The 15,781-nt window shown below is 58.9% G+C and carries 13 protein-coding genes; 8 read left to right on the plus strand and 5 right to left on the minus strand.

What is annotated here, in order from left to right:
• Window positions 1-165: 165 nt before the first annotated feature.
• From ACKI2N_RS24840 to ACKI2N_RS24875, 8 genes are all read left to right on the plus strand, one after another.
• On the plus strand, window positions 166-1,620 hold the full coding sequence (locus tag ACKI2N_RS24840) for a mannose-1-phosphate guanylyltransferase/mannose-6-phosphate isomerase (protein ID WP_420991447.1): 1,455 nt from the start codon (window positions 166-168) through the stop codon (window positions 1,618-1,620).
• 31 nt (window positions 1,621-1,651) lie between these two features.
• Window positions 1,652-2,782, plus strand: coding sequence for a GDP-mannose 4,6-dehydratase (gmd, locus tag ACKI2N_RS24845; protein WP_420991448.1), 1,131 nt, complete (start codon window positions 1,652-1,654; stop codon window positions 2,780-2,782).
• Between the two features lie 6 nt (window positions 2,783-2,788).
• Window positions 2,789-3,751: a GDP-L-fucose synthase gene (gene fcl, locus ACKI2N_RS24850; RefSeq protein ID WP_420991449.1), complete on the plus strand. Its 963-nt coding sequence runs from the start codon at window positions 2,789-2,791 to the stop codon at window positions 3,749-3,751.
• A gap of 15 nt (window positions 3,752-3,766) precedes the next feature.
• The gene (locus ACKI2N_RS24855) at window positions 3,767-5,083 is read left to right on the plus strand and encodes a flippase (RefSeq protein ID WP_420991450.1); all 1,317 of its coding nucleotides are present in this window, start codon (window positions 3,767-3,769) and stop codon (window positions 5,081-5,083) included.
• A gap of 55 nt (window positions 5,084-5,138) precedes the next feature.
• Complete coding sequence (locus ACKI2N_RS24860) at window positions 5,139-6,032, plus strand: glycosyltransferase family 2 protein (RefSeq protein WP_420991451.1); 894 nt, start codon at window positions 5,139-5,141, stop codon at window positions 6,030-6,032.
• The gene (locus ACKI2N_RS24865) at window positions 6,029-7,354 is read left to right on the plus strand and encodes a hypothetical protein (protein ID WP_420991452.1); all 1,326 of its coding nucleotides are present in this window, start codon (window positions 6,029-6,031) and stop codon (window positions 7,352-7,354) included. The genes ACKI2N_RS24860 and ACKI2N_RS24865 overlap by 4 nt, the downstream gene beginning before the upstream one ends.
• Window positions 7,355-7,388: 34 nt before the next feature.
• Window positions 7,389-8,621: a glycosyltransferase family 4 protein gene (locus ACKI2N_RS24870; protein WP_420991453.1), complete on the plus strand. Its 1,233-nt coding sequence runs from the start codon at window positions 7,389-7,391 to the stop codon at window positions 8,619-8,621.
• A 115-nt stretch (window positions 8,622-8,736) separates the two neighbouring features.
• Window positions 8,737-9,093, plus strand: coding sequence for an acyltransferase (locus ACKI2N_RS24875; RefSeq protein ID WP_420991454.1), 357 nt, complete (start codon window positions 8,737-8,739; stop codon window positions 9,091-9,093).
• A gap of 30 nt (window positions 9,094-9,123) precedes the next feature.
• Here ACKI2N_RS24875 and ACKI2N_RS24880 read toward each other — a convergent pair whose 3' ends face one another.
• From ACKI2N_RS24880 to ACKI2N_RS24900, 5 genes are all read right to left on the minus strand, one after another.
• On the minus strand, window positions 9,124-11,010 hold the full coding sequence (locus ACKI2N_RS24880; RefSeq protein ID WP_420991455.1) for an acyltransferase family protein: 1,887 nt from the start codon (window positions 11,008-11,010) through the stop codon (window positions 9,124-9,126).
• Window positions 11,011-11,124: 114 nt separating this feature from the next.
• Window positions 11,125-11,709 (minus strand): WecB/TagA/CpsF family glycosyltransferase, encoded by a 585-nt coding sequence (locus ACKI2N_RS24885; protein ID WP_426990948.1) that lies wholly within the window; start codon window positions 11,707-11,709, stop codon window positions 11,125-11,127.
• Window positions 11,710-11,894: 185 nt separating this feature from the next.
• On the minus strand, window positions 11,895-13,340 hold the full coding sequence (locus ACKI2N_RS24890) for a UDP-glucose dehydrogenase family protein (RefSeq protein WP_420991457.1): 1,446 nt from the start codon (window positions 13,338-13,340) through the stop codon (window positions 11,895-11,897).
• A complete protein-coding gene (locus ACKI2N_RS24895) occupies window positions 13,318-13,791 on the minus strand; it encodes a VanZ family protein (protein ID WP_420991458.1) in 474 nt (157 codons plus the stop codon). Before ACKI2N_RS24895 ends, ACKI2N_RS24890 begins: the two co-directional genes overlap by 23 nt.
• Complete coding sequence (locus ACKI2N_RS24900) at window positions 13,781-15,169, minus strand: undecaprenyl-phosphate glucose phosphotransferase (protein WP_420991459.1); 1,389 nt, start codon at window positions 15,167-15,169, stop codon at window positions 13,781-13,783. The genes ACKI2N_RS24895 and ACKI2N_RS24900 overlap by 11 nt, the downstream gene beginning before the upstream one ends.
• Between the last annotated feature and the right edge of the window lie 612 nt (window positions 15,170-15,781).

Below are 15,781 nucleotides of genomic sequence, written 5' to 3' on the forward strand. Positions count from 1 at the left end.
ACCGGCCACCCGTGAAAGCGGATCGATTGCGGTAACGCGATCTGGCATTCAGGGGATTTCTCCAATTGCAGGGGTAAGCCGCCGCCATCTGGCGGCGTGCCCTGTCTCGTCATGCCGACGAGCAACGGGCTGACCGAAGTTTGAATTGGCACAAGGAGAAGTCAGATGGAAGAGCCTGCTGTGATCATTCCCGTTGTTCTGTGCGGGGGATCTGGAACCCGTCTCTGGCCGCTGTCACGCGAAGGCTATCCCAAGCAATTTCTCAACATCCTGGGCAACCGCTCGCTGCTGCAGGACACGCTGTTGCGTGTGAGGGAAATCCAGGGAATTGGAGCCCCTCTGCTGGTTACCAGCCATGCGCATCGTTTCATGGTGGCTGAGCAAGCCCGCGAGATCGGAAGTAGCGACGCCGCTTTCATCCTTGAACCGCATGCCCGGAACACGGCACCGGCCGCAGCGGCGGCCGCGCTCCATGCCCTCGCGGCGGGGCAGGATCCGCTGATGCTGGTGCTCCCTTCCGATCATCTGATCCGGGATGCGTCCGCGTTCGCCGAGATCGTAAAGCAAGGCGTGATGGCTGCACAAGCCGGAGCGCTTGTCACCTTCGGCATCGCGCCAACGGCGCCTGCTACCGGGTACGGGTATATCAAGGCCGGCGCAAGCTGCACGCAATGGAGCTTCGACGTTGCTTGTTTCGAAGAAAAGCCGTCGCAGGCCCGCGCGAGCCAGTTCCTGGCCGAGGGCGGTTACTTCTGGAATAGCGGCATCTTCCTGTTCCGCGCGTCCACGTTCCTGGCTGAGCTGGAGTCGTTCTCGCCTGAGATCCTTCGCGCGGTGCAGGAATCCGTCAGCCTCGGGCAAAAGGATCTCGATTTCTTCCGCCTCGACGAAGCCGCGTTCGCGCGCTGCCCGAGCAATTCCATCGACTATGCCGTCATGGAGCACACCACTCGCGCGCAGATGGTGCCGTTTGCCACCGAGTGGAGCGACGTCGGCGCATGGGATGCCGTCTGGGAACTCGGCGCAAAGCAGGAAGGTGGCAACGTTACGGTTGGCGACGTGCTGACGCACAACGCCAAGGATTGTCTAGTTCACGCATCACACCGCCTGGTTGCCGTGGCCGGCGTGGAAAACGTGATGGTGATCGAGACACCTGATGCCGTGCTGGTGGTGCACAAGGACCAATGCCAGGACGTCAAGGCCATTGTGGATATGGTGCGCAAGCAAGGCCGCAGTGAGGCTGCCGATCATCGAAAGGTCTATCGCCCGTGGGGCAGCTATGACGCGGTTGACGAAGGCCAGCGGTACCAGGTCAAGCGCATCACCGTGAAGCCCGGCGCGAAGCTTTCCATGCAGATGCATTACCACCGCGCCGAACACTGGATCGTGGTCAAGGGCACGGCCCGTGTGACATGCGGCAATGACACGTTCCTGCTCAGCGAGAACCAGTCCAGTTACATCCCGCTCGGCACTGTTCACCGGCTGGAAAACCCCGGCAGTGTCCCCCTTGAACTGATCGAAGTGCAGAGCGGCAGCTATCTGGGCGAAGACGACATCGTCCGCTTTGACGATGCGTATGGCCGCGCACCCGCCACCGGACCCAAAGCCGAACTGGCTTGACCGATTCGAATCACGGAACTGAACCCCTACCATGACCAAGACCAACCAAAAGACCGCACTCATCACCGGCATCACGGGCCAGGATGGATCTTATCTGGCCGAATTTCTGCTGGAAAAGGGATACATCGTCCATGGTATTAAGCGTCGGGCCAGCTCGTTCAATACGTCGCGCGTAGATCATATCTACCAGGACCCGCACGTCAGTCATCGGAACTTCGTGCTGCACTACGGCGATCTGAGCGACAGTACCAACCTGATCCGGATCGTTCAGCAGACGCAGCCCGATGAAATTTATAACCTGGGCGCGCAAAGCCACGTGGCAGTAAGTTTTGAGTCGCCCGAATACACGGCGGACGTAGATGCACTTGGCACGTTGCGGTTGCTTGAGGCGATCCGCATTCTCGGCTTGGAAAAGAAGACGCGCTTCTACCAGGCATCCACTTCCGAGCTGTACGGCCTGGTGCAGGAAATTCCGCAGAAGGAAACCACCCCGTTCTATCCGCGCAGCCCGTATGCCGCCGCGAAGCTCTATGCCTACTGGATTACGGTGAATTATCGGGAGTCCTACGGCATGTACGCCTGCAACGGCATTCTGTTCAACCATGAAAGCCCGCGCCGTGGCGAGACCTTCGTGACCCGTAAGGTCACGCGCGGGCTGGCCAATATTGCCCAGGGCTTGGAGAATTGCCTGTACATGGGCAACATGGATTCGCTGCGGGATTGGGGGCATGCGCGTGACTACGTGCGCATGCAATGGCTGATGCTGCAGCAGGAGCAGCCGGAGGACTTTGTCATCGCCACGGGCAAGCAGGTGAGCGTGAGGGAGTTTATTGCACGCAGCGCCGCGAATCTGGGGATCACGCTTCGATTCGAGGGGCATGGCGTCGACGAGGTCGGCATTGTCAGCGCCATTGACGGTGACAGGGCTCCCGCGCTGGCTTGCGGTGACGTAATCGTGAAAGTGGACCCGCGCTATTTTCGCCCAGCGGAGGTGGAGACCCTGCTGGGGGATCCCGCAAAGGCCAAGGAGCGACTTGGCTGGGAGCCGGAAATTACCCTGGACCAGATGATCTCGGAGATGGTGGCGAGCGATCTGGACGTGGCGCGCCGCTACGCGCTATTGAAGAAGCACGGCTACGAGATTGCCGTGAGCGTGGAGTAACGGACCATGACGCATAGCTCCAGGATATATGTCGCGGGCCATCGTGGCATGGTGGGTTCCGCCATTGTCCGCCTCTTGAAGGCGGGCGACGACAAGGCCGAGGTGATTACCCGAAGCCACGGCGAACTCGACCTGACGGATCAGCAGGCCGTGCGCCATTTCTTCTCGATCGAGAAGGTGGACGAGGTTTATCTCGCGGCGGCCAAAGTCGGCGGCATTCATGCCAACAATACCTATCCCGCCGAGTTCATCTACGAGAACCTGATGATGGAGGCCAACGTCATTCACGAGGCCTGGCGCGCGGGAGTGCGAAAATTGCTGCTTCTCGGTAGCAGCTGCATCTATCCGCGACTCGCCAGGCAACCGATGGATGAAAGCGCTCTGCTTACCGGTCCGCTGGAGCCGACGAACGAACCTTATGCGATAGCCAAGATCGCGGGAATCAAGCTATGCGAGAGCTACAACCGGCAATACGGCACCGACTACCGCAGCGTGATGCCAACGAATCTGTACGGGCCCGGCGACAACTACCACGCGGAAAACAGCCACGTGGTGCCGGCACTGATTCGCCGATTTCACGAGGCCAAGCTATCGGGGGCCCCCTTCGTCACGATCTGGGGGACGGGAGCCGCGCGGCGGGAATTCCTGTATGTCGATGACATGGCGGCAGCCAGCATCTATGTTATGTCGCTCGGTCATGACGCATATAGCAGCACCACCAGTCCGATGCAAAGCCACATCAACGTCGGATGCGGCGAGGACATCACCATTCTCGAACTGTCCCATTTGATAAAGGAGGTCGTCGGCTACCAAGGCGAGATACGTCTCGACACCCGAAAGCCGGACGGAGCGCCTCAGAAGCTGCTGGATGTCTCGGCCATCAATGATCTCGGCTGGACTCGCAAGGTCGATCTTCCGTCGGGTCTGCAGTTGGCCTATCAGGACTTCTGCAGTCATGAGTACAACTGACCCGGTGTCGACAAGATGAGTAGCGTTCGAGCGTACGCCCGTAGCGGAATTTGGGTTTTTATCGAAAAGGCGATCCGCCTTTTCTCCAGTCTGGCTGTCGGCATCGTTCTCGCGCGCTACCTTGGTCCGGCCGACTTTGGCGACTTGAGCTACGCACAGAGTGTGATTGGCCTGCTTGCCATCTTCATCACTCTGGGCCTCGAGGCCGTAGTGGTCAGGCGGCTGGTTCAACGTATCGACTCCCCGGAGCTGGTGCTGGGAAGCGCCGCTCTTTCCAGCCTCGCCGCGGCAACGGTCAGCGTGATGCTGGTCCTCGTGTTCGCATTGCTTTTTGTAAAGAATGCGCAACAGGCCCAATATATCTGCATCCTGTCCATTTCGATTCCCCTGCAGGTCGTCGGTACCGTGTCGTACGCCTTCCAAGCGGATTCGAAGATGGGGCCGGTGATGCGGGCTCAGATTATCCAGGTCGTTGTTTCGCTTGTCGTCAAGTTGATGCTCGCATTGCTCAATGCGCCGCCGGTGTTCTTTGTTTGGAGCGTGGTTGCGGATGCTGTTGTCTTGGCCGGGTTGCTGTATGTCGTGGGAACCACGGGCGGAACGCCAATCTTCCAGTGGCGGTTCTCCGGCGCCACCGCGATGTCGATGCTGAAAGAATCGTGGCCATTGATATTCGCGGGCATCGGTTTTTCCCTATGCCTGCGTATCAGCCAGGTGACGTTGAATCACTATTGGGGTTCGACAGTCGTCGGCGAGTTTTCTGTGGCTGCGAGAATTTTCGAAAGTACCTGTTACCTAGCCATTGCCGTTACCCGCGTTGTTGGGGCTCCGATTTTTGATGCTAGGCTTGCCGGAAATGTGGTTTATACGCGCCGATTGCAGGCCGTATATGATCTGACCTCCATGGGCGGAATTTTACTGGGCATCGGGGTAAGCATATTCGGAGCGGGATTGGTCCATCTGCTTTTTGGCGGTGGTTATCTGAATGCGGGGAAGGTTTTTGAACTGCTCATGTGGGCAACGCTCCCGATCGCCTTGCTGCAGATACATACCATTGGGCTGGTGGCCGAAGCGCGATCTCGTGAAACGATGTGGCGAGTGGCGGCGCTGGTCTTGTTCAGCATCATGCTCAATCTTGCGTTGGTGCCGTCATACGGGGCCGTCGGGGCTGCCTGGGCAATGCTGCTAAGCCAGTCGATTACATCCGTTTTGTTCTTGTCGATCAGATCCGGGGGGATTCCTCATTTCTCGATGGTCATGAAATCCCTGGTCTTGCCGCTCTCGGTGGCAAGAATAGCCAGAAGCCTGAACACAATGCGAAAGGCAATATAGGATTTTAATCCTGGCATCGTGGAGATCGACCCGATCAAACCATCATTACGTCATCATGCTTATAAAGTCAGATATCTTTTTTTCTGTCGTCATACCGGTTTTCAATGGTGCAGAAAAAATCTCCGCAGCCTTGGATTCACTCGGGGCGCAGACGTTCAAGGATTTCGAGGTCATCGTTGTAGATGACCACTCCAACGATTTTGACGTGTTGGCGGAGAAGGTCAGAGAATCCGGGCTGGAAAACATAAAGTTGGTACGCCAGCCTCATCGGACGAACGGCGGCGCGGCCAGGAATGTCGGGATCGAAACGGCGGTAGGGCGTTACATATGCTTTCTGGATGCCGATGACTATTGGTTTCCGGAAAAGCTGGAGGTAGCGGTTCGGCGTATCTCCATGGATGGAGGCAAGAACCTGTGCCTCTATCATCGGTTGCGTTGTGAGTATCCCGACGGAAAGATGTTCTTTTATCCACCCCGTGGCATCAAGCCGGGAGAGTCTGTCGCCCAATATCTTTTCGTCCGTTCGGGGTTGATGCAGACAAGCACCTTGATCTGCTCGGCGGCCTTGTTGAAGTCGTGCCGCTTTCCCGCTGAGTTGGAGCGCCATCAAGACTGGGATTTTGTATTGAACCTGGAACAGGCGGGTGCCGCATTCGTGTACCTGGATGAGACCCTGGGTGTCTGGAATGTACGTCCCTCGCGCGGAAGAGCGAAGCGGGACAGCTACGAAAAGTCGGCACGCTGGGTTCGGGAGCGGCGGGATCGGTTTGACAAGACTGCGGAAATGGGATTCCGCATCAATGTTCTGGCCTACCGGTTGTTTCAGGACAGGAAGTTCTTTTCCCTGTTCTGGTTGTTGGCTGGTAGTGTGCTATCTCGGCCTCTGATTTGCCTTGAGGTTGTAGCGCTCACGGTGGAGCGTATTACCTTGAAGATATCCGCGAAATGAAAATGAGATTCACAGACCGATTGCTCCTTTGTGTGCTGGTTTTCTATCTGATGTTTGGATATTCAGCACAAGTCGTCACGATCGGCGGGATTCCGATGGCGGAGATTGTCATCGCCTTTGGAGGGATGATCTATCTAAAGGATATCCTCGCGAAGAAGATGGACAAGGGTACGAAAATCGCGAGCATGGCTATTCTCGTCTCCGGTCTCTATGCGGCCATAAAGCTGAGCTTCGACATCGACGAGAACGGCTTCTTCGCCATCCGCGACGCCTCGCACTACATCGAAATGTTTGCTTTCTTCGTTGGCTATGGCTGCGTTCTGCGAAATCCGTCCCTGGACTGGGGCAAGCTGACTCGCCGCTTTTTCTGGATCATGGCGCTGTATTTCTGCTTTTATTTCCTGAAGGCCATTGCGCCAGGCGTGGTGCCGGAGGTGTCGAATCCTCATGGGGAGTCCGTCTCGCTGCTGTCCTACGTGGCATTCCCTTCCGTAATGTTCGCAGTGGGATTCGCCAGTCTCATCCGGAGCCCCGCGGTCATGGGTGGCGGCCGCAAGAGAGCGCTGGTTGCGTTCTTTGCAATCATCCTAGCGGTCCAGTTGTTCCAGGCGCGAATCCTATATTTTCAACTATTCGCCTGTCTCATCGTGGGGATATATCTGCGCCCTCGCTGGATGCTCTACGCCCCATACATGCTTCTCGCGTCGCTCGCATTGCTGGTGGTGATGGCCCCGCTGGGGCAGGAGTTTGGTCGTCTTGGAGTCTCGCTGGACATCGATACCCTAGGATCCCACTTTCTCTCGATTCTCGGCATTGAGGAAGGGCCCTTCGCCGCATCGGCATCCGGCGTGGACCTGCGCTTTGAATGGTGGCGGGACATCTTCAACAAGCTGATGGCATCTCCCTACAACCTGACATTTGGACTGGGCTTTGGCATGCCGCTGACACCGTTCGAGATAACTGGCGGGATCGCGGTGAGGGAAGTGCACAACTCCGTTATTTCCATCGCCGGCCGGCAAGGTGTGTTTGGACTCTCCATTGTGGGGCTGATCTGGGCCGTCTTGGCGGTGCGGATTGCCGCAACAATGATGAAGATAAAGAAGCGGGTGCAGCAGCATGACTATGTGGTTGTAACGATATCGCTGTTTCTCATCAATACGTGGATTTTTTCCACTGCAGAGGATGCATTTGAAAAGCCGTGTTTTGCATTCCCATTTTACATGTTGGCAGGAATACTGTTTGCGCTCACGAGAAAGACCGGATCGGCTGGGGCTGCTGGTGCCCGTAACTATCGGGTTATGCGCCTGAGTGCTGCCTCTTGAATTTCGGTAATTGTCTTCTTGGTGGCTAGTCTAAATGAAAATCCTGTTATCGGCTTTTGCGTGTGACCCGAATTCGGGCTCCGAGCCATACGTCGGCTGGAACTGGTTGAAGTTGCTGAGTGCCCGCCATTCGAAGTTGACAGTCCTGACCCGGCGTGTTCATCAGGAGGTACTGCGGCAGGCCGTCGAGAAAAACCAGATGTGGAACGTCGAATTCATATTCTTCGATCTTCCCGTCATCGGCGGGATGGGGCACAGAGGCCGAGGCATCAAGGCATACTACATTGCATGGCAGGTTCTTGCCTATTTTCGCGTGCTGACCTATTGCTTGACCAATCGCGTGAAGGTAATCCATCACTGTACCTACAATGTGGTGGATTTCCCGGGGTTCCTCTGGGCAATCCCAGGCAGTCGCTTCGTCTGGGGGCCTGTCGGTGGCGGCCAGTGCCCGCCTGAATGGGCGAGTCGCATATATGGTTCCGGCTGGAACAGGGAACGTCTGCGTCGTTTCATCAAGGCAACGATCAGATATAACCCGCTGGTCCTCCTGGGGATCTGGCGGGCGTCCGTTGTCCTTGTGGCGAACGATGAAACGCTTGCGCGAATTCCCGAGCGATTCAGGGGGAAATGCCAGAAGATGCTGGAGACCGCGATCAATGTCCCTCCGGGACGGGCGGAAAGAATCGCTAATGCGAGCTCCGGGCAAACGGTGCGATTGCTGTGGGTTGGTCAGATCGAAAGGCGCAAGGCGGTTGGCATTCTGCTAGATGCCATTTCGGCGCTCTCGCTGCGCAGGGGCAGTACGGACGGCATCACGGTCGACGTGATCGGCGAAGGCCCCGACATGCAGCGTGAAATTCAACGGGCCGAGACGCTTGGCATTCGCAGCACGGTAAATTTCCTCGGCCCTCAGCCATTCCACAAAATGGGCGATTTCTACGCCCGGGCGGATATGTTCGTGTTCACCAGCGTTCAGGACACGTCTGGAAACGTAATACTGGAAGCGCTCTCACATGGGCTGCCGGTTGTCGCAATCAACCATCAGGGTGCGAAGGAAATCCTGCGCGACGGCGGTGGCTTGCTGGTTGAACCGGAGAACTATGGAAAGGTGGTGGAAGGCTTCAGCCAGTATATCGAGGCGGCCCTTGACGGCAAGCTGGATCTTCGCGGACTGAGTGAGGCAGGTTTGAAAAACATTTCGCTCAACCATTCATGGAGCCGAAAGGGTGAAGATATCCAGGTAATTTATGATGAAATTTTCAGCTAGACAGAGAGGGGTTGCGTTCCTGCGGCGCACCTGGTTCCAATGGCGCTCGAAGGGGCTCAGGATCGACAAGGGTGTGTATATAGGGAAGGGTTGCGTAATAAACGCAATATATTCTTTGGACATCGCATCTGATGTCTATATTGGAAAATACGTCACGATTGAGGTAGAAGGGGTCATCGAATCGGGCACTCTGATCGGGAACAACGTCGGTATAGTTGGACGGCGGGATCATGACGTCTCCCATTTCGAGACGCGCGCATTTGATGCGGCAACGGTCCGCGAGCGCAGGGAGCTCTCCTTGCCGACCAGGATTTGCGAGGGCGCCTGGCTGGGCTACGGCGCAGTTGTGCTGTCAGGCGTGACCGTCGGCCGGAACGCGGTGGTTGCCGCTGGCGCCGTGGTCGTGGCGGATGTGCCTGATTTTGCGATCGTGTCCGGCAATCCGGCCCGGGTGGTGAAGATGCGGCGCTGAGTGGCAGGCCGCTTTCTTAGTCAAGTTTCTTCAGTCAAATGCGACGGTGAGCGCCCGGGCGCCTTGCAGGCTCAGGTGATTGTTGTCAAAGTAGGCCGGCATGCCACCGACAGTCGCGAAGCAACTGCCACCCGTGCACAGGATGTCCTCGGGTCGGACTTGGCGCGCACCGGTCGCATTGGCGATCATCTTCAGGCTTGCCAGCGGCAAGGCATTTTCCCGCAGATAGGCGTTGAGAGGCATCTGCACGTTCGGCACGCCATCGTTGCGCGAAGCCCGGAGGCCGAGGGCATCAGGAACGTTGTAGGAGAAGGTCGGTATTGGGTTGACAAGGATGACTGCCTTGCCGGCCTGCCGTAGTTCTCGCACGGTCTGCTCCAGGCCCGCCGTCATCGTGGGCCACTGGTCGTCCAAGTACTTGCGATAGTAGGCGACGAGCACTACGGTTCTAATCCTTGGATCTGATTTCAGACCGAGTAGTGCCTCCTCGTTGTGAGTTCTGCAGTCGGGACGGTCTTTGGGAGTGTAATTCAGCGCAGGCGGGCACGAAGAGTACGTGATCTGCAGCACAGACTGGGCCCGGTGCGACATATGCTCGCCGAGCGCCAGTGACAATTCGGCGCCGTGACTGTCTCCCCAGACTGCGAGGGTGGGCGGATCGGATGCATTCCCGTATATGCAGTTCTTGTCATAGGCAATGTGCTGGTGATTGCTGCCGTGACACTGGTTTCTTCTTTTATTGAAGTCGCCTTCATAAGAGAACAGCTGGAGCGACGTCGGGGAAAATCTGTAAGGAAAACCACTTGCCATGACGAGGGAGGCTGACCAAGCACAAGTAACAGTGATGAGGCCGACTCCGGAGCTAAACAGGGCTGTCTTGCCGAAGCTACCGTACCGGAAGGGTTTCTCAATATATTGATACGATGCCGCCGAGATTAGGAATACCAGCGCAACGGCGAAGCGTGTTTGAATTTCGGAAAGACTGTCAGTGAGGAAGTAGTGCTTGGAGAAAGCGAGTATTGGCCAGTGCCACAGATACAGCGAGTACGAAATCTTACCGACATACCGAAGCGGTTGCATTCCCAGAAGCCTGGAGATCGCCGTTGACCTTGTGGATCCCGTAAGAATCAGCAAGGCTACACCAAGACCGGGCAGGAATGCCAAGGCACTAGGAAATGGCATCTGTTCCGTTATCAGCGCGATGCTGCCAGCTACGAGGCAAAGGCCGACGACGGATAATGCATCAGTGGTACGAGCCGATATCCGCTCCGGCTTGGCGAATACAATTGCAGTTCCAAGGAGGAATTCGTATCCGCGGCTCAAGGGTAGAAAGAATCCGGCAGAAGAATGAAAGTGAGCCGCCCAGACACTGAAAGCGAGAGACAGGACTGCGAGAGAAATCAGGCTTGCGGGTAGTGCGGATCGTTTCTTCTTCCACAGGAATGCCAGAAATATCGGAAATAATACATAGAACTGTTCCTCGACGGAAAGCGACCAAGTATGAAGAAGCGGCTGCAATTGGGCGCTTTCGTCAAAGTAGCCTGTATGTGTACCGAAATAGATGTTCGAGGAAAAAAGGGCTGTTGCCGCAAGGCTCTGGCCAAAGCGAACTAGAGGTGCTGGCGCGAACAACTGATACGCCAGGATAGAGCACACGATAAGCACGAAGAAGAGGGCCGGGAAAAGGCGTCGGATTCGATGCTCATAGAATGTGGTGATAGAAAAATTACCTTGACCGAGATCTTTCAGAATGTTGCGCGATATGAGGAAACCGGACAATACAAAAAAAATATCGACACCGATAAAGCCGCCGGCGAGCATGTCAGGCCATGCATGAAATGTAATGACCGAAAGTACTGCTATTGCTCGCAGCCCCTCGATGTCGGGCCGAAAATTTGTCTGTGTGGGCGAACTCATGCGTTGTCAGTCCTGGATGGATGACACCTTTGGGCAGATTGAGAATAGGAATTGCCGCTTAGTGTACTGATGATTCCCACGGTAGAAGTCCGCATGGGCGGAGACCGTCGTTGGTCAGACTCGCGAGCGCTTCGTCAAAGGTGCCAAGAGCAATTGGCTGAGAGCGAGTCCGACAAAGATCGAATTTGTCACGAGGTACCTTTTCCACAGTCTTGACGGTTCGGAGCACAACCGGTGCAGCCACTCCAGTCCGCGCATCTGCATCCATAGCGGCGCACGGCGTACGGTTCCCGCGTGATAGTCAAAGGCGGCCCCGACGCCGATCATTACGGCCTTGATCCTTCCTCGATGATCGGCCATCCATTGCTCCTGCTTTGGGCAGCCAAGACTTACCCAGACGGTGCTGGCACCGCTGTTGTTGATCTTTTCGACTATCTCGCGGTCTTCCTCTTCTGTCAGTTTGCGAAACGGGGGGCTGTGCATGCCTGCAATGCGCAGCGAAGGGAAATCCTCCTTTAGGCGCTGTTCAAGGAGAAGAAGTGTTTCGATGCGGCCACCGTAGAGAAAGATGCTCTCACCGGTCTGCTCAGCGTGGGAACAGTAGCGCAGCATCAGGTCTGGGCCATTGATGCGCTCCTGCGTTGGGTAGCCGAGACACCGAAGCATCCATGCGACAGGAGCGCCATCCGGAGTGTTCATGTCCGCGTTGCTGATAGCCTGGGAAAAATCCCGATGCGATCGTGCCGTGACTACAGAATGGACGTTGCATATGCAGACATAGCGTGACTCGCGCCGTGTCGCCCATTGGTGTATTGCCGTGACGGCTTCATCCCAGCTTACGGCATTTATAAATGCACCCAGCACGCGCCCCCCACGTAGCGCTTTCATTGGGCGGCCCCGGCAACCATGCCGCTTGGTGTCCCTACGCTTGCCGGGGCGATGCTGAGACGTTCTCCTTGTCGTCCTTCGCCGGTACGACCAATTGCGTAGTATTTGAATCCCAGTTGGTTGACCTCCGCCGGCTCATAAAGATTCCGCCCATCAAAAATCACCGGCTCCCGCAGCACAGCGGCTATGGCAGCAAAGTCAGGTGAACGGAAGGACTTCCACTCAGTCACGACGACGAGCGCATCGGCGCCTTCCAGCGCGGCCGACTGATCTGGCACGAAATGGATGCGCGAGGTGGCTGCGGGATCGCCGCCCAGATCCGCATGAATCGCCTTCCTGGCCTCCTCGATCGCCACCGGATCAAACGCCCGCACGCTAGCCCCGCGCGCCAGCAGTTCCTTGATCACAACCCGGCTGGGCGCAGCCCGCATGTCATCCGTATTCGGCTTGAAGGCCAGCCCCCACAGCGCGAAAGTCAGGCCGCTCAGATCCTCGCCATAGTGCGCAACGATCTTGCGCACCAGAACTCGCTTCTGGTCCTGGTTGACCGCTTCCACCGCGGCCAGGATGCGCGGCGCCTGGCCGTATTCCGCTGCGGTGCGTTCCAGCGCTTGTACGTCTTTCGGAAAGCAGGAGCCGCCATAGCCGGTGCCGGCATACAGGAAGCTGTAGCCGATCCGCGGGTCGGAGCCAATGCCCTGGCGCACCAGCTCGATGTCCGCGCCAACCGCGTCGGCCAGGTTGGCCAGCTCGTTCATGAAGGAAATGCGCGTGGCCAGCATGGCGTTGGCGGCGTACTTGGTGAATTCCGCCGACGCGATGTCCATGTTGAGGATGCGGTCGTGGTTGCGGGTGAAGGGCGCGTACAGGGTGCGTATGGCTTCGCGGGCGCGCTGGCCGGCGGCGCCGGGCTCGGTGCCGATGACGATGCGGTCGGGCCGCATGAAGTCTTCGATGGCGGCGCCTTCCTTGAGGAATTCGGGGTTGGACACCACGGCAAACTCCAGCGCCGGCAGGTCGCGCTCGTCCAGTTGGGCCTGGATGGCTTGCCTGACCTTGGCGCCGGTGCCCACGGGCACGGTGGACTTGTCCACCACGATCTTGGGGGTGGTCATGTAGCGGCCGATATTGCGGGCGGCGGATACCACGTAGCGCAGGTCGGCCGAGCCGTCTTCGTCCGGCGGGGTGCCGACGGCGATGAACTGGACGTCGCCGAATTGCACGCTGGCTTCGATGTCGCTGGTGAAACGCAGCCGGCCGGCGGCATGGTTGCGCTCGATCAGCTCCTTCAGGCCGGGCTCGTAGATGGGCACTTCGCCGGCGTTGAGCATGCCGATCTTGGTGGCGTCCAGGTCCAGGCACAGTACGTCGTTGCCGAGCTCGGCCAGGCAGGTGCCGGTGACCAGGCCAACGTAGCCACTACCGATGATGGTGATTTTCATGAGCGCGTGTCGAAGGGGGTAGAGATCGGTTTGCATCGCCTGCGTCTTTGCGCGCCCTGGCGTTTGCCAGCGCGCTGGCCAGGGAGAGCAGGGCAATGGCGAGTACGGCTGCCGTCAGGTCCGTGAGCAGGTCTGCCAGGTCGGACGAGCGGTAGGGAAAGAACGACTGGATGACTTCATCGAGCCCGCCGAGCACGGCAATGCCTGCAAGCGTGATGGCGGCCTTGTGCCGGGAGAAAGCCAGGTAGATGGCGCCGCCCAGGCAGGCGTAGGCGCTCAGGTGCATGACCTTGTCGCCGAATTCCTGGTTGAGCGCCTGCGCCTTGCCGGGGAGGTTGCCCACCACCAGCATGGTCAGGTAGAACACGGCGGCGGCCGCGAGCCAGAGCCTGCCCTGGGGCGAGAACAGCGTCGCGGCGGTGCTGCCCGGGCGCGACGGTTCAGTACGCATTCTGCCCGGTCCACCCCTTGAACGCCGTCCAGAAGATGATCCGCAGGTCCATCCAGAACGACCAGTTGCGGATGTAGAAGATGTCGTGCTCCACCCGCTTGGCCATCTTGTCGAGCGTGTCCGTCTCGCCGCGGAAGCCGTTGATCTGGGCCCAGCCGGTGATGCCGGGCTTGACGCGGTGCCGCAGCATGTAGAAGTCGAGCTGTTCTTTGTAGATGTTGTTGTGGGCCATGGCGTGGGGGCGCGGCCCTACCACGCTCATCTCGCCCTTGAGCACGTTGATGAACTGCGGCAGCTCGTCCAGGCTGGTGCGGCGCAGGAAGGCGCCGATGGGCGTGATGCGGCTGTCGCCCTTGCTGGCCTGGGTGACGGTGCCGTGCTCGGCGTGCACCTTCATGCTGCGGAACTTGTAGACGTGGATCACGCGGCCGTCCATGCCCAGGCGTTCCTGCTTGAAGAAGACCGGGCCGGGCGAGCCGCGCTTGATCAGGATGCCGATCGCCACGAACAGGGGCGAGAGGGCCAGCAGCACGAGGGCGGCGAAGGTGCGGTCGAAGATGGCCTTGACGACGCCGCGCACGCCCAGCGAGGGCGGGCGGTTCATTTCCACCGCGGGCATGCCGAGGAAGTTGCCCACGTTGTGGTTGAGCAGGTCGAAGTCCAGCACGCTGGGCATCCACTTGATGTCGATGAAGTCGTTGCGCAGCGAGAAGGCGATCTCCTGCATCCGGCGGGATTCGGACAGGGGCAGGGTGAGCCAGATCTCGTCGATGCCGTGCGAGCGCGAGAAGGCGGGAATCTCGGCGCTGTCCGTGATGCGCGGGCGGCCTTCGGGCGTGGGCTCGCCTTCGGGGGCGTAGATGCCGCTGATCTTGTAGCCGGTGCGGTGGCTGGCAGTCGCGCGTTGGTACATCTCCTGGCCGGTGCGGCCGTAGCCGACGATCAGCACGCGCTTGTGGTTGATGCCGGCGCCGCGCACCATGCTGAGCATGGAGCGGGTGGCAAGGTGGAGGACGAACAGGCCGGCCAGCGACAGCGCGTACCAGTAGATCATCCACAGGCGGGAGAGCGCGTCGATCTGATGCATGAAGTAGCACAGCAGCAGGCTGACCAGCCAGACCAGGGTCCAGGCGGCGATCAGGCGCGCGGCCAGCGCGGCGAAGCTGCGCCCGCGCCAGGAGGCGTACAGGTCAAAGCCGGGCAGCACGATGAACGCGACCGCGCAGCCGAAGTACTGGATGAACTGGTGGATGGGTGCGGCCGCCCCGGGATCGGCGGGGAAGCGGAGTTCGGCGGCAACGTAGCCGGCGATCCAGATGGCACCTACATCGAACAGGCGCACCATCAGCGCTAGCTGATCGTGATGCCTGGCAAACATGTCGCGATAGACTCCCATGGCTCCCCCCGAAGCGTTCGCGTAGCGGGCGCACCGCGTGCGTCCGCGCTTTTCCCCCTGCTGGAAAATGACGTTGTGTGGCGGCCGGTCAGGCCGGCGCCATGCACAATGCCGCGGCGTGGCCACGGCAAGACAGAGGCAAAGTCGTGCTGGACTGCTTCCGCGGCAGTCGCTCCATGGCGGGTGTTGCGCGGTGGCTGACCGGAGCCACCTGCGGCGTCCTTTGCGGACTGCCCATTGGAGCTGCAACGCTTCGTGCCTGGCCGGCGGCGCTGGCCGCGGCGGCGTGCTTCTGTCTTTGCATTGGAGCGGATAATGCGGTGCAGCGAGAACTACCGGTACCCTGCGTGAGAAGGGAATGCGTGGGGATTGGCGGCTTGCGCGCGCGTGGTGTGTGGCCGGTGCGCGTTCAGTGCGCGTTCAGGGCGTGGCTAGCGTGCGAATGGGCGCGTCGTTTCTGCGCGGCAGGCGCGTGGCGCGCCGTCGTTTTGAGACGCACGGTCAAGCGCGCCGCGCCGGCCGGGCTACGCTGTGCGTGCCGGTATTGCGCGCAGGCGCCCCGGCAATGGCGCCCCGATGGCACGCACGCTTGCG

The sequence above is a fragment of the Cupriavidus sp. 30B13 genome (assembly GCF_049059565.2).
Taxonomy (GTDB): domain Bacteria; phylum Pseudomonadota; class Gammaproteobacteria; order Burkholderiales; family Burkholderiaceae; genus Cupriavidus.